The following is a 13760-nucleotide window of genomic DNA, read 5'->3' as shown; positions in this document are numbered from 1 at the left end:
GGTTACGGAGTGGAACCGGAGGTTGTGTCGACCCACCGGCGAACGGCGTTCAATTCGTCGCTCCATTCGGAGGAAAACCGCAATTTCAAAAATTGTAAGAACATCTGGTCAAAAAAGAACAAGGCCCGCTCCAACAGGTACATCTTCTCCAGGAACGGACCGTCCGGGTCCTGGCCCTCTTCCAGGCGAAACTCCACCTTGGGCGTCTTGAAGCCGGCCGTGGAAAAATCCTCGGCCTTTACCGTTACCTGCCAGCCGTGGCCGTCCTCTTCCACGCGCAGCTTGGCCTGATGCACCTTCTTGCCGCGCAACAAACCGCTTTTTGCCTCGTGCAGTTCCGCGCCGGGGCCGCTGCTGACCGCGGTTTCCAGGTATTCGCCTTCACCACTTTGGACCATGACTCGGCCCTCGAAGGTCAGGCCAAAGGGGATGCCGTCCGTGGTTTGCCACTGGCCGTTGCTGCGTTCGCTGCGAAACCAGATCCAGGTCAAAAATTCCTGCCCCAGAGCCAGGTCCTTGGCTTTGATGGTTTCCAGACTCACGACACGCCCTCCCCTTCTTCATCGGATGCGTCGCGAACGCGGTCACTTTCGCGCCGCGCGGCGGCCTGCCCAAAAGCCTCTCGGGCTGTCTCCACGGCGGCTCGGCGGATCGGAACGAACATCGATCCCTCAAACCCGGTCAACCGACCTTCCGCCGCTTCTCCCAGGAGTTCCAGCGCCAGAACCACCGGAGTCAGCGGCTCCAGCTCGGCATCGAAGGTTCGGGCGAACAATTCCTCGAACAAGGTGCGGACCTTGGTATTGGTGGTGGCCAGATACACCCGGTTGTCCCGTACGCTCCAGACCACGTCGAACACCGCCGGGATGGGCAGACTGCGCATCAGCAGGCGTTGCCGGACCTGATCGCGCAGTTCGGTTTTTTGGTCCTTGCTCAGAAACTTCTTGCCTTCCGCGACCAGTTGGGCCATCCGCTCCCGCAGGGCGATCATCCAATGTTTCTTGAACACCGCCGGAGGGACGCGCCGGGTGTCCAGGCGCAGGGAAAAGGCCAAGTACGGTCCTTTTTCCGGACCAGCCGTGGTCCACTCCGCGTCCAACAGGTCGTCGAAGCAGACCCAGCCGAAGGACCGCTCCTCCATGCTCTGGTCGATGTCCACGAAGGCAAACCGTTTCAGCCTGAGCTGGACATCGGAAAGCACGTCGTCCCCGACCTCGTCCGGCAGACGGTATCTGGTTAGTCCCGTGCTCGCGGAAAGAAAACCCACGTTCGACTCCCTACCCAATCATGGTTATTGAATGACCGTGAATTCCGATTCCTGAGCCTGCTCCGCCACCACGGTGTTGGTCAGCAGGGCCACCTCGGAGATTTCCACCTGAACTTCATCGCCCGGACGCATCGGTCCGATTCCGGGCGGCGTTCCGGTCAGGATCACGTCTCCGGGCAGCAGGGTCATCACGCTGGAGGCGAAGCTGAGCAACTCCCAGGCGCTGAAAATCATGTCGCCGGTACTGCCTTCCTGACGGACCTCGCCGTTGACCCGGGTGGTCAGGGTCAATGCGGCCGGGTCCGGCACCTCGGTCTCGATCCAGGGCCCGATGGGGCCAAAGGTATCGAAGCCCTTGGCTCGGCCGTACAAACCGTCCTTGGCCTGCAGGTCCCGAGCCGTGACGTCGTTGGCGCAGGTGTAGCCGAAAATGTATTCCGAGGCCTCGGCCACGCCGACCCGGCGGCACGGTTTGCCGATGACCACGGCCAACTCCCCTTCATAATCCACCCGCGAGGATTGCGACGGCAGGACAATGGACTGCCACGCACCGATGATCGAGGACGGCGGCTTGAAGAACAATACCGGCTCCTCCGGTACGGTCTTTCCCATTTCCTCGGCATGGGCATGGTAGTTCAAGGCCGCGCAGATGATTTTGCTGGGCGCGACCGGAGGCAGCAAGACCACCTGGTCCAGAGGGATCGGATCATTCAACCCGATGTCCCTGTTCAGACACAGCACATGGTCCGGCTCCAGGGTGGCGTAAAACGTCTTCCCCGCATACTGCACTCGCACGACTCGCATAAAAAACTCCCGTTTTTGAATTCGTCCCTCACACCCCGACCACCACGGGCAAAACCACGGGATCGCGGTGAAGGACCTTGCGGAAAAAGTTGCGCAGGACCACGCGGATGCGTTCCGCGTTTTTTTTGGGTGAGGCCTTGGGATTGGACTCGAACACGTCCAGGATCAGGCACTTGGAATCATCCAGGACGTGCTCGAACTGCTGTTCAAAGACAAACCCCTTGGAGATCAATTCCGGGCCGACCAGAATGTGTCCCGTTTCCTGGTCGATGACCACGTGCACCACCACCAGGCCTTCCTCGGCCAGCAGTTTGCGCTCCTTGAGCACGCTGGCGCCCACGTCGCCGACGCCTTTGCCGTCCACCAGGGTCGAATCCACCCGGATGCGATCGTCGAAGCGGATCCCGCGCTCGAAAAACGTCAATGGTTGTCCGTTGTCCAGGACGATGGCCCGCTCCGGGGCCACTCCGCACTCCCGGGCCAGTTGACAGTGTTTGACCAAGTGCCGGTATTCCCCGTGAACGGGCACGAAAAATTTGGGCTTGACCGTGTTCAGCATGGTGACCAATTCGTCCCGGTGGGCATGGCCCGAGGCGTGGATGCCCTGGACCTTTTCGTACAGCACTTCCGCGCCCAGGCGGTACAAGTTGTTGATCAGCCGCGAAATGGCCTTGGTGTTGCCCGGAATGATCCGTGAGGACATCAGGACCAGGTCTCCCCGACGGATGCTGATCTGGCGGTGTTCTCCCTGGGCGATCCGACTGAGCACGGACAGGGGTTCGCCCTGGGAGCCGGTGACCAGTAGAACCAGTTGATCGTCGCGCAGGTCCTCGATGTCGTCCAGAGAACAGAGAGCGTCCGGGGCCAAGCGCAGATACCCGAGGTCCTTAGCCAGGGCGATGTTGTTCACCAGGCTGCGTCCGCTGACGGCGACCTTTCTTCCAGTCAAGGCCGCCAAGTCGAAGACTTCCTGCATCCGCTGGATATGGCTGGAAAACAAGGTGATGATGATCCGGCCTTCGGTTTGTCGGAAGACCCGCTCCAGTGCACCCTTGATCTCCAGCTCGGTCAAGGTCGCCCCTTCCCGTTCAATATTGGTGGAGTCGGAAAGCAGCAGATGCACGCCGGGTTCGGAAAATTTGGCAAAGGCTTCCAGGTCGGTAAACTGGTCGTCCATGGGCGTGGGGTCGATCTTGAAGTCGCCGCTGTGCACGATCCGGCCCACCGGGGTTTCGATGCCCAAGCCGTAACCGTTGATGATGGAGTGACAGACCTGGAAAAAATGCACGGTAAATGGGCCCAACTCCACGGAGTCGTTGCTGTTCACCCGGCGAAAATCCACGTATTTGTTCAGGTTGTGCTCACGCAGCTTGTTCTCCAGCAGGGCCAGAGTAAACTCGGAACTGAACAGCGGGGCGTCCACGTAGGGCAGCAGCCAAGGCAAGGCTCCGATATGGTCCTCGTGGCCGTGGGTCAGGACGATGCCCCGGAGCTTGTCCTTCCGGGCCAGGATGGTTTCGAAGCGCGGGATCAGAACGTCCACGCCGTAATGAAAGTCACTGGGAAACATCAGCCCGCAATCGATAATGATCATGCCGTCGGCGGACTCCAGCAGCATGCAGTTCATCCCGATCTCGCCCAACCCTCCCAGCGGGGTCAGGGTCACGGACGTTTCTTGTCCAACCATTCGTCAGTCTCCTTGGAGTGCGCGTGCATGATTTTCCATATATCTTCTTTGAGTCGTTCACGCTCCTTGAGCGTGTAGGCGTCTTGGATCGCGTGGGCGGGAAAGAACCGCACCGCGACGGAACCCGGTCGGATGCGCCAGGAATCTTTCGGGAGCACGGCGTAGGTTCCGGAGATCAATACCGGCACCACGGGACGTCCGCTTTTGATGGCCAGGATCATCGGCCCGATTTTGAAGCTCCCAAGCTTTTCGAAGCGGGAGCCTTCGGGAAAAATAAGAATGGAGGCGTGGTCGGACTTGGCGATGGCTTCCTGAATGCTCTTGATCCCGCGGCGAGGATTTTCCCGGTCAATGCCGATGTACCCGATTCGGGACATGGCCTGACCGAAAAAGGGGATGCGAAACAGGCTTTTCTTGGCCACGAACCGGAACTGATGCCCTTTTAAGGCCGCCAGCAACACCGGAATATCGAACCAGCTCTGGTGATTGACCATCAGGATATACTTTTCATCCGGATCGAAATCTCCGCGGTCCACATGCACCGTGACCCCGGCCAACCGGCAAACCAGCCCGCCCCAGAAGATACTGATCCGGTTCGAAAGATTTCCGCTACGGTCGAAAAAAGAAGCGATTATGACGACGATCGCGAAAAAAATGGTCAGCGGAACAAAGAAAAGATAGAAAGGAATAATGGACAACATGCAGCGCCCTCTCCTAATCTGTTATGATCAAAATGTAAATGCGGCCAGGAAATGATCAGGGCAAATCTGTTCTCATCAATAATCCAAATCGAAATCGAAAACGGAATCTGGAAAAACTGTGCATCACTCGGTGATTGCGCCATCTTCTTGGATATGACGTTCGATTTCGACCACGATTTCGATTTCAATACCGATCCGATGTGTCCCCCCGTTCACCCTCGTCGCTTGTAGGGCAGGATGCTGTTCAGGGCGGCGATGTCCCGCATTTCCATCTGGTTGTATTCCGAAATGGTGGATTCCATCACTCCGTGCAGCCGGGGATCGAAAAATTTGTGCAGGCTGTAATTGGGCGCGGAGACGAATCCGCGCAGCGCCTTGTGCACGCCGCCCATGCCCGGGTCAAAGAGCCGGATTCCTTTCCTAATCATCCATTCCATGGGCTTGTAGTAGCACAGTTCGAAATGCAGGAACTCTTCGTCCCGCCACGTGCCCCAGTATCTCCCGTAGAGCCGGTCCCCGTCCGTGATGAGCAGCGACATGGCCATGGGAGTAGGTTCATCCGGTTCGAAGGCCGCGATGATCAACAGGTTGTCACGAAAGGTTTTCCGGAGTCCCTGAAAAAAGGCCGGGGTCAGAAACTTGCAGCTCCACTGCCCGAACCGATCGTTGTGTCGGGCATACAGTTCGTACATCAGGGCGAAATAGGACTCCGGAATCTCCCGACCGAACAGGCATTGAGTGGTGATTTTGCGCCGGACCAGACGGTCGCGCTCCCGACGTACGTTGCGGCGCTGATTGGCCTTCAGCCCGTTCAGATACTCGTCAAAGGAAGTGAAGCCGGGATTCAGCCAGACGAACCCCTGATGCACCCAGACCTTGTAACCCAGGCTTTCCGGAATTCGCCCCCAGTTGGTGGTCACGAAGTGAAACCCGCACCCGGACACCCCGCGTCGCCGACAAAAGTTCTCGATTTCCAGAATCATGGCCGCGCTCAACTTGGCCTGATTCACGTTCCCGGCCATCAGAAAGCGATAAGCCGTGACCGGACTGAACGGACTCATGCCTACCAGTTTGGGGTAGTAGCGCACCCGCATGCTCGCGGCCAGATGGGCCCAGGCATGATCAAAGACGAACTCCCCGTCGCTGTGCGTTTTCAAATACAGCGGCGCGGCCCCGACCATCCGCCCCTGATCGTGAATCGTCAGGTGACACGGCTGCCAGCCGCTTTCAGAGCCGACGCTACCGGACGCTTCCAATAAATGCAGCCACTCCCAGCGCAAAAAAGGAACATCCCGACCGGAACACAGCCTGTTCCAGGCATCGGGATCAATGTCGGCAATAGCGTTATGCCAAATCGCGGTCAGGGTGGGGATGGTGGTCATGGGTAATACCATTTCCAATTCAACAATTCTCTTTCGGTGTCGGTGTCGGTATCGGCATCGGAATCGATATTGTTTGTATGCCAATAACCTGAGTTCGATACCGATTCCGATACCGATTCCGACACCGCGGTAAGATCACTATATCACTCCCCGCAACGCGACCACGGCCAGGACGCCGGCGAACAGGGCGGCGATCAGGTTGCGGGTCAGGATGGCGACCAGGGCCGTGATTCCGGCGGCGGCCCGTTCCGCCGGCCCGCCTTGAACAAGGTTGGGCACGACGATGGCCACCAGGATCGAGGCCGGGACATGCCGGAGAAAGGCCTCCACTCGCGGCGTGGGCGAAACCCGGCTGATCAGGAACAAACCAGCGGCCCGGGTGAGATAGGTCGCCGCGGCCATGCCCAGCAAAACCCAGAACACGCTCCAGGCTCCTCCCCAGGCTTCTCCCCCGGCTCCTCCCACGGACACCCCTAAAAAACTCGGGCTCGAAACGCCGGTCAGGGCCGCAAGGGCGAGATCAGCGTCCATGTCGCCATGCCCCGTACAGCCCCCCGGCCAGACCGCCGCAAAGTATGTACCATTTACCGGGCAGCAGCGCCCATCCGATCCAGGCCGCGGCGGCGGCTACCAGCCAGACCGGCAGGTCGTGTCGGCCTTTCCAGAAAAAAATCAACAGGCTGATGAACACGGCGGTGAACGCGAAGTCCAGGCCCCAGCGGGCCGGGTCGCTCATGGCCGTACCGAGAAAAAAAACGCTGGATGCGCCAAGAATCGTGGCCGAAAACCAGAACAGGTAAATGCACAGCCCCGCGCCCAGCAGAAACGCGGCGTCCCGTCCGCCTGAACCCATTTCGCGCATGGACAGGGCCCAGGACTCGTCGGTCATGAAGAACAACGAACCATAGGCTTTCCAAGGGGGAAGGCCGACCAGCCAATCCCTGAGGGCCGCGCCCATGAGTACGTGGCGCAGATTGACGATGAATGTTGTCAGCACGATGCCCAAAAAGGGCAGGACCGGTCCCCAGAACTCCAGCACCATAAGCTGGGACGCCCCGGCAAAGGTGGTCAGGCTCATGGCCCCGGCCTGCGCCGCGCTCATCCCGGCCTGCACGGCCAGGATGCCGAAGACCAAGCCGTAGGCGAACACGCTCAATCCCAGGGGCAGGCAGCTTTGGAAGCCGCGCCGGACGCCGGAAAGCGTGAACGTTATCGGCTGTGACGAGGAAATTGAGGGTGTGGACATGAATGCTCACATGTCCCTGGCCAGAACCATTCGGCAGGCCAGGGCGAAATCCTCGGGATAGTGGCCGACGATGCACCGGGCCTGGGCCTCGCTGAACCCGCCGGGGGCATAGGGCAGTTTGGGCAGAAAGGCGTACAGCAGACGTTGGTCCGGATCTCCGGCATCCAGGCGGCGGGAATACTCAATGCTGGTGACCATCCGCGCACCAAGGCCTTCCAAGGCCCGCTGGGCGATGAGCATGGCCTTGTCCAGGGCCGCGCGGCAGGTCGCGTCCGCCTCCAGTACGTTGCCCACCGGACGCAGCGGCATCAGTTGCAACTCGAACCCGGCGGCCTGGGCCTTGGGTACGAAGAGCAGCACGTGCTCGTCCTCATGGACCACCAAGTCCGCTTCCCCAGGACGGCCGTCGGTGCGTTGATTGGCGCGGATGGCCCGCAGATAGTCCGTGAACAACCCTTGTCCGGTCTCGACCCGATAGCGATCCACGGCGTCGGCCACCAGATCGCCGCAGGCATACGGACGAAACGTCCCGCCCGCACTCAACGCCTCGGTGATCGGCAACGAGCTTGGAATCAAGGCGTACTGCTGATGCACCTGCTGATGGGAAGCGTGGAGGCGATAGCCGCTGGGCGCGAAATCAAACCCGAAATTCCAGCCCCAGAGCGTGGCGCTGTAGGCAAGCTCCTCGCCGCGAGCCGCGGTCCGGCGGACGTGCTCCAGGGTCGTGATCCGCAATTCCTCCAGCTCTTCAGCGGTCAACCGCCGATGCCGGGGCGTGGCCAGGCCGCACAGCTCCGCCAGCCGAATGTAGGTTCGCTGATAATACAGGTGACGAAGGCCGAGAATGTCCTCCACGACCAGTTCGCGGATTCCGTACCGCACGGCGTCGTGGGCCATGTTCGCGGCGAAATGGCCCCAGGGAATGTAGCTGTTGCGGCGCAGATACTCGAATACGTGCGTGCGCCCGTCCGGACCGAAGCGAACGTCCCCCACCACCTCGCTGCCCCCCTGAACACCGGGCCGAAGAACCATGGCCACCTTGTAGGCGTCCGGCAGTCGGGGATTGTTCACCACGGCTTCGAACAGATCGTGACGATGCATCACGGGGCGGACCCGACCATCCGCGTCCTTGATGTAGCGCAACCCCGTGGGGACGGCTCCTGAAGGATCATCCGTGTCGCCAAACAACAGATCGCAGGACAGAGACGCGATGATTTGCAGATCCTTCGGGTCCGTGGACGTGACGGCCACGGCCAGGAGCACGGATTCAGGCAGAGCCGCGAAGAGCGCGGCTTTGTCCGATGATTGGACCTTGCTTCCCGCGGCGTCGAAGATGGAGTCCAACGCATCGTGCATGGATGTTTTTTCCGGCGCGGGAAGCGCGATGCAAAGCGGATCGCGGGCCTTGGCGTCGGCCCAGGAGGAATCGACGTAGGTCGTGCCCCGGAATGGAAAGGCATTGGGGATTTCGTAGATCACGGAGGCCCGGTCCACCTGGACGTCCCCGACGGGAAAGTTGCGCTGGTTGGCCACCTCCTCCCCGGTTTCGGCCCGTCCCAAGGCCTCAAGATGGTCCTCGGCCCGCAGGTTGGCCACTGTGTAGGAAGGTCGGTGGACGCCGAAGCGGAATCGACCTTCAGGGGTGATGCAGGTGCGTAATGTCATCGCGAGGGTAGTTGTGGTTTTGAACAGATTTGATTTCGATACTCACTCGTTACCTGAATCGGTATCAAAATCGTGATCGAAATCGAACATCATGTCTATAAAGATGCTTTACTCACAGCATGTTCCGATTTCGATTTCGATCGCGATTTCGATGAGAACAGGTTTGACCCGGAGGTTCGGCCCGCGGCGCGTGACAAACCAACGCCGCCTGCCGTAGGTTCCCCGCCCGAAGGAGGAGCACCATATGTCATCAAAAAAAAACATCCCCTTGCCGGAGACGTTCGGCCTGCCCCCCGGGGGCGTGGAAACTCATGCTCACCTGGATTTTCCGGACTTCGCCGAAGACCTGGATGACGTCCTGGATCGGGCCAGGGCGGCCGGAGTGGCCTGGTTCGGCAACGTCTTTCTGTCGCCCGAGGCGTACCGGGCCCACCAGCCGCGATTGTCCACCATTGCCGGGATGTTCTTCACCCTGGGCATCCACCCGCACGAGGCGTCCACCGTCACGCCGGACGTCCTGGCGGACATGGCCGCGCTGTTCGCCCAAAATCAGGACCAGGATAAGGACAAGGACAAGGGGCTGCGCGCCCTGGGCGAAATCGGGCTGGACTTCTACTGGGACCGCAGCCCCAGGGACGTCCAGATTCGGGCTTTCCAGGAGCAACTGGCCCTGGCCAGGGAGCTGGATCTGCCCGTGATCGTCCACAGCCGGGAAGCCGAGCCGGAAACCCTGGCCATCCTGCGGGACCTGGGGTTCAGGGATCGCCCGCTGCTCTGGCACTGTTTCGGCCAGGGCCGGGAGTTGGCGGAACAGATTTTGGCCGACGGCTGGCATATCTCCATCCCCGGCCCGGTCACCTTTCCCAAAAGCACGGCCCTGCGAGAGGCAATCCCCCACATTCCCTTGTCCCGGATGGTCCTGGAAACGGACTGCCCGTTCCTGGCCCCGCATCCCTTTCGAGGCAAGCGCAATGAACCGGCCTATCTCTGCTATACGGCCCAAGCCGTCGCCGACCTGCGCGGCCAGCCGATTCAGGATATCTGGACGGCCTGCGGGGACACGGCCCGGGCGTTTTTCAAATTGGACGAATGAAAACGAGGATCAGTCCGTCCCCGCTCCGGCAGGCAAGGGCTTGTCCGCCCGGCCCAAAAACGTGATCCGTCGAATATTTCCGGCCGTGATTTTCAACTTGCCCCAATCCGTCAGTCCGTAGAACGCCAGACCCGGATCGATCATAAACTCTTGGGTGGTTTGATTCCGAAACAAAACCTTGGACAGGACTCGGTCGTCCTGGAGATACATCCGGGCTTCCATGATTTCGGCGAAATCCAGACTGATGTCCGCCTTTCCCGCCGTGACCGGGAGCATGGTCAGGCCGTTCATGGAAAAGTCGTGCAAGGCGAAGGAGACGTCGTCGGCGTCCACCAATTCCACCAGAAACGACCGCTCCGGCTTGGGAATTTTGGTGACCACATCCGAGTCGCCGAGCCCGCCCATCCCTAGACTCAACCAGGCCGCGACCAGCAGCACGGCCATCCATGGTGTCGTCATACGGCGACATCGTTCATTTTGCATCCCGTTCCTCCGTATCCTTTCTTGATTCCTTCCGTTTTTCCTCACTCTTCCACCCACCCGGGAACGTAACCAACTCACGAAACGTCAATTGATGGTGCGCCGTCTCCAGAAACTTCCGAATTTCCCGCTCCCGGCCCGGGGCGAAAACCAGCTTGACCACCGCCGTGTGCGGGCTCACCGTGCTCAAATAGGCCAGATTGTCCTCGGCCTCCAGAAGAAACTTCAGCAGAGAGATGCCGTCCGGGGCGAGTTGCAGGTACATGCGGCTTGAATACCGCGGAAGCGCCTGAGAGGTCGCCTGATATATTTTTTGAGGGGGCTTCCGAGAAGTCGCCCGTGGCGAAGACATGACCTTTCTCCTATCGCAACAGGCCGTCGCGGACAAGGGCGACGTGGGACGCCCCCAGTACCGGAAGCGAGGAAGTTGGAACGACTCTTGAAACATACGCGGACAAGGAGAAAAGACCATGCAGATTTTTCCCTCTTTTTCAGCCCAATCCGGTTCCTCGGCCAACACGGGGTTCGCCCTGGACGCTCCGCTGTTCAACCTCGGAAACAAAAATTTCGAAGATGTGTTCGGGGCATTCCTGCGCGACACTCGGGACGATGCACCATTCCATCCTTCGCCGGAGACGACGCGTTCGGAACACGTTCGAAGCGACGACCGGCGAAACCATCCGGAACCACCCAAGTCCGTTCACCAGGATCTTCCACGTTCCCGAGAATTGGACATGCCCGTAAACAGGGAAGATTTTGCCGAGTTGCGCCCGAAGCTGGAAGAGCTGGGCGTGGACGAGGAAACCCTGGATCGTCTTGAGGATCTCTTTGATTCCAACGAGACCGTCACGTGGCGGCAAGTCCTGGACGTTTTGCGCGAGCCGCTGAAGGAACTGGCCAATATCAAGCTCACTCCGGAGCAGGAAAAAGACCTGATCAGCCTGCTGGAAAAGATCGGCTTCACTCCGGACGACGCCCTGGCCCTGGCTGGTGACATTCTGGACAACAAACTGGACGCGGTCTTCAAGCGCATCGAGGAATTGCTTTCCAACCTGACCGGTGAAGAGAAATTTTCCTTTACCCCGGCGGAAATCCTGGCTTTGCTGCAAGCCCTGGGCCTGATGGGCGGCGACAAGGCTTCCGGGACGACGGACCCCGCTCTGGGGAAGTTTTTCGGATTGAGCGGCGAAAGTTTCGGGAATGTGGACCCAAAATCCGTGCAGGCCATGCAAGCCATTGCCGAGGCCATGAAAAAGGCCGGGATGGAAATGACGGCTGAACTACGTTCCGTGGTCCACAAGGCGCTCCGGGAAAACGCCGATCTGCTGCAAAGAGTCTCTGACGCCGCGGCCAAGGGTGAGCTGAAGCTGAATTCGGAGACCCTGGCCGCGTTTCAGAACGCTCTCAAACAGAACGCAGGCGGATCATCTCCGAACCTCGACCAAATCCTGCAGCAGGCCACGGAAAAGGAACTGTCTCCTGAGGAGCTGAAAAAAATCCTGGGCATGATCAAGGAGGCCGCGGCTGGCTCGGATCAGGATAGAAACCGATTACTGGCGGAAATCCAAAGAATTATGGCAGCTTCTGAAAACCGTGATCTCCGGATGCAGGCCGCGGACAACGGCCCCAACGCCCACCGGATGTCCATGTCAGAAGCCGTAAACGCACTCAGGGCCGCAACCTCGGAAGGGGACGGCAAAAACAACGCCAACCAGGGAAAACCTTGGCAAAATCCCAATGCCTCGAATGGTGCCAACCAGTCCGCCCAGGGCTGGGAATCCTTCTGGAACAAGGTCAGCGTCCAGGGCAGCGGCGAGGCATCCGGCGGCCTGCTCAAGGATGCCGGTCCGGACCCGCGATCCGTCCTGGGCCAGACCAACGCGGCCAACAACACCGAGGCCGCGGCCCGCAGAGTCCTGGCCAACGCCCCGGCCCCGCACCGGGCCGTCCTGAATCAGGTCCATTCCGGCCTGCTCCAGAACCTGGGCCAGGGTCGCCAGCAACTGACCCTGCATCTGCACCCCGCGGAACTGGGCAGTCTGACCGTGAACCTGAAGGTGGTGGGCAAGGAAGTCCAGGCCGTGCTGCGCGCGGAAAACCAGGAAGCCCGCCAGATCATCGCCGAAAACATGCCTTTGCTCCGCCAGTCCCTGGAGTCCCAGGGCCTGCGGGTCACGCGCCTGGAAGTTTCGACCCAGTTGCAGGACCAGAACCAGTTCACCCAGCTCTGGCAGGGCACGGACGGGCAGAAATTCCAGGAGCAAGAGGCCAATACCCAATGGGCCGCACTGGGACGGGGCCTTCTGAAAAACGGCGCGGCCGGGGGCCAGGATGCCTCGGAACAGGCATCTATTTTGCAAAATCCATCCCGAGAAGGCGGCATCAACCTGATCGCCTAGCAAAATTTTCCTCTATCCGGGAGCAAGCCCATGCCCACCAGCCCAACTTTCGCCCCACAGACCAGCAATCTTATCGGCCGCGCGGAAACCGACCACGCCCCCAACGGGCCGCGAACCGGAGATCGATCCGCGCTGGACAGAGATGCCTTCCTGCGTTTGCTGACCACCCAACTGGCTCATCAGGATCCACTGAATCCTTTGGACGACAAGGAATTCGTGGCCCAGTTGGCCCAGTTCTCCAGCCTGGAACAGATGAACAACATCGCCGAAGCCATGACCGACATGAAGGATGCCGTTGAACGGCAGGAAATGCAGGGCGCGGTTGGCTACATCGGCAAGGAGGTCATGGTCGAGGGGCGCAGCATCAGCAAGGAAGGCGCGGTGACCAGCTCCTTTGCCTACGAACTGCCGGACGTGGCCGAAAAGCTCTACCTGAACATCTTCGACAGCCACGGCAACATCGTCCGCACCGTGAACATGCCCGGACGGATGCCCGGTGAGCACCAGTTCTCCTGGGACGGCAAGGATCATAATGGCAACGAGCTGCCCGATGGCGTGTACACCGTGTCCATGGCCGCGGAAGGCAAGAACGGCGAGCCCATGATGGTCTCCACCAAATCCAGCGGCGTGGTCTCCGGGGTGGTCAATGACGGCGATTCGGTATTTCTTCGCCTTGCCGACGGACGACGGGTCAATTTCCGTGACGTCAAGGAAGTCGTGGGAACCGGCGCCGGGACGGATGCCAACGCCCTGGCCTCCCAGCTTCAGAACCTGGCCGGGAATATGACGGGAGTGAACAGTATTCTCTCGGGTATGGGCAGCACTCAGGATATGATGGGGCTTCTGAAATCTTAGTTGCGCGATAGTCAAACATTAATCTTTCCAAAGAATTAAGATAACCACCTGCACGTCCGAACTCCGGACAAGCACCAATTTAAAGGCAATACTGTTCACTTTGAATTAATTGTAGTGTACAGGTGAGCCATCTCAACCAAAGGAGGTGCGAAGATGGCTCGAACAGTTGCAGAACTGCCCA

General features: G+C 59.8%; 14 protein-coding genes. 3 read left to right on the top strand and 11 right to left on the bottom strand.

What is annotated here, in order from left to right; genetic code table 11:
- Positions 1–2: 2 nt before the first annotated feature.
- The 9 genes from AC559A_RS13410 to AC559A_RS13370 all read right to left on the bottom strand — a co-directional run bounded on the left by AC559A_RS13410 (position 3) and on the right by AC559A_RS13370 (position 8752).
- A complete protein-coding gene (locus tag AC559A_RS13410) occupies positions 3–542 on the bottom strand; it encodes a hypothetical protein (protein WP_028571523.1) in 540 nt (179 codons plus the stop codon).
- Positions 539–1267 (bottom strand): recombination-associated protein RdgC, encoded by a 729-nt coding sequence (gene rdgC / locus AC559A_RS13405; RefSeq protein ID WP_084031880.1) that lies wholly within the window; start codon positions 1265–1267, stop codon positions 539–541. Before rdgC ends, AC559A_RS13410 begins: the two co-directional genes overlap by 4 nt.
- Before the next feature lie 24 nt (positions 1268–1291).
- Positions 1292–2071: a fumarylacetoacetate hydrolase family protein gene (locus tag AC559A_RS13400; RefSeq protein WP_028571522.1), complete on the bottom strand. Its 780-nt coding sequence runs from the start codon at positions 2069–2071 to the stop codon at positions 1292–1294.
- Positions 2072–2099: 28 nt separating this feature from the next.
- Entirely contained in the window at positions 2100–3758 is a 1659-nt protein-coding gene (locus tag AC559A_RS13395; protein ID WP_028571521.1) for a ribonuclease J, read from the bottom strand.
- Entirely contained in the window at positions 3734–4459 is a 726-nt protein-coding gene (locus AC559A_RS13390; protein WP_498818293.1) for a lysophospholipid acyltransferase family protein, read from the bottom strand. The genes AC559A_RS13395 and AC559A_RS13390 overlap by 25 nt, the downstream gene beginning before the upstream one ends.
- A gap of 212 nt (positions 4460–4671) precedes the next feature.
- Positions 4672–5841, bottom strand: coding sequence for a GNAT family N-acetyltransferase (locus AC559A_RS13385; protein WP_051434375.1), 1170 nt, complete (start codon positions 5839–5841; stop codon positions 4672–4674).
- Between the two features lie 138 nt (positions 5842–5979).
- The gene (locus AC559A_RS13380; RefSeq protein ID WP_498818292.1) at positions 5980–6372 is read right to left on the bottom strand and encodes an AzlD family protein; all 393 of its coding nucleotides are present in this window, start codon (positions 6370–6372) and stop codon (positions 5980–5982) included.
- Entirely contained in the window at positions 6362–7087 is a 726-nt protein-coding gene (locus AC559A_RS13375; RefSeq protein ID WP_028571517.1) for an AzlC family ABC transporter permease, read from the bottom strand. Before AC559A_RS13375 ends, AC559A_RS13380 begins: the two co-directional genes overlap by 11 nt.
- 6 nt (positions 7088–7093) lie before the next feature.
- The gene (locus tag AC559A_RS13370) at positions 7094–8752 is read right to left on the bottom strand and encodes a hypothetical protein (protein ID WP_498818291.1); all 1659 of its coding nucleotides are present in this window, start codon (positions 8750–8752) and stop codon (positions 7094–7096) included.
- A gap of 244 nt (positions 8753–8996) precedes the next feature.
- Between AC559A_RS13370 and AC559A_RS13365 the strand changes: the two genes are divergently transcribed.
- Positions 8997–9845, top strand: coding sequence for a TatD family hydrolase (locus tag AC559A_RS13365; RefSeq protein WP_498818290.1), 849 nt, complete (start codon positions 8997–8999; stop codon positions 9843–9845).
- A gap of 9 nt (positions 9846–9854) precedes the next feature.
- On the opposite strand, the gene AC559A_RS13360 is transcribed toward AC559A_RS13365, so the two are convergent.
- Both AC559A_RS13360 and AC559A_RS13355 read right to left on the bottom strand, forming a co-directional pair.
- Positions 9855–10304, bottom strand: a complete 450-nt coding sequence (locus AC559A_RS13360) for a hypothetical protein (RefSeq protein WP_156932859.1) — start codon at positions 10302–10304, stop codon at positions 9855–9857.
- Between the two features lie 13 nt (positions 10305–10317).
- Complete coding sequence (locus tag AC559A_RS13355; RefSeq protein ID WP_498818289.1) at positions 10318–10590, bottom strand: DUF4911 domain-containing protein; 273 nt, start codon at positions 10588–10590, stop codon at positions 10318–10320.
- A gap of 205 nt (positions 10591–10795) precedes the next feature.
- Here AC559A_RS13355 and AC559A_RS13350 point away from each other — a divergent pair, with 205 nt between their 5' ends.
- Together AC559A_RS13350 and AC559A_RS13345 are read left to right on the top strand one after the other, a co-directional pair.
- A complete protein-coding gene (locus AC559A_RS13350; protein ID WP_498818288.1) occupies positions 10796–12724 on the top strand; it encodes a flagellar hook-length control protein FliK in 1929 nt (642 codons plus the stop codon).
- Positions 12725–12754: 30 nt separating this feature from the next.
- Positions 12755–13579 (top strand): flagellar hook assembly protein FlgD, encoded by an 825-nt coding sequence (locus AC559A_RS13345; protein WP_498818287.1) that lies wholly within the window; start codon positions 12755–12757, stop codon positions 13577–13579.
- Positions 13580–13760: the final 181 nt, after the last annotated feature.

This window comes from Desulfonatronum zhilinae, from assembly GCF_900182865.1.
In the GTDB taxonomy this organism is placed as follows: domain Bacteria; phylum Desulfobacterota; class Desulfovibrionia; order Desulfovibrionales; family Desulfonatronaceae; genus Desulfonatronum; species Desulfonatronum lacustre.
The sequence above is the reverse complement of the archived record's forward strand: the minus strand, read 5'-3'. Positions and strand labels throughout refer to the sequence as shown.

Coding starts and splice junctions, on each gene's coding strand:
- AC559A_RS13400 (WP_028571522.1), bottom strand. CDS start 2,071: ATGCGAGTCGTGCGAGTGCAGTATGCGGGGAAGACGTTTTACGCCACC.
- AC559A_RS13395 (WP_028571521.1), bottom strand. CDS start 3,758: ATGGTTGGACAAGAAACGTCCGTGACCCTGACCCCGCTGGGAGGGTTG.
- AC559A_RS13390 (WP_498818293.1), bottom strand. CDS start 4,459: ATGTTGTCCATTATTCCTTTCTATCTTTTCTTTGTTCCGCTGACCATT.
- AC559A_RS13385 (WP_051434375.1), bottom strand. CDS start 5,841: ATGACCACCATCCCCACCCTGACCGCGATTTGGCATAACGCTATTGCC.
- AC559A_RS13380 (WP_498818292.1), bottom strand. CDS start 6,372: ATGGACGCTGATCTCGCCCTTGCGGCCCTGACCGGCGTTTCGAGCCCG.
- AC559A_RS13375 (WP_028571517.1), bottom strand. CDS start 7,087: ATGTCCACACCCTCAATTTCCTCGTCACAGCCGATAACGTTCACGCTT.
- AC559A_RS13370 (WP_498818291.1), bottom strand. CDS start 8,752: ATGACATTACGCACCTGCATCACCCCTGAAGGTCGATTCCGCTTCGGC.
- AC559A_RS13365 (WP_498818290.1), top strand. CDS start 8,997: ATGTCATCAAAAAAAAACATCCCCTTGCCGGAGACGTTCGGCCTGCCC.
- AC559A_RS13360 (WP_156932859.1), bottom strand. CDS start 10,304: ATGACGACACCATGGATGGCCGTGCTGCTGGTCGCGGCCTGGTTGAGT.
- AC559A_RS13355 (WP_498818289.1), bottom strand. CDS start 10,590: ATGTACCTGCAACTCGCCCCGGACGGCATCTCTCTGCTGAAGTTTCTT.
- AC559A_RS13350 (WP_498818288.1), top strand. CDS start 10,796: ATGCAGATTTTTCCCTCTTTTTCAGCCCAATCCGGTTCCTCGGCCAAC.
- AC559A_RS13345 (WP_498818287.1), top strand. CDS start 12,755: ATGCCCACCAGCCCAACTTTCGCCCCACAGACCAGCAATCTTATCGGC.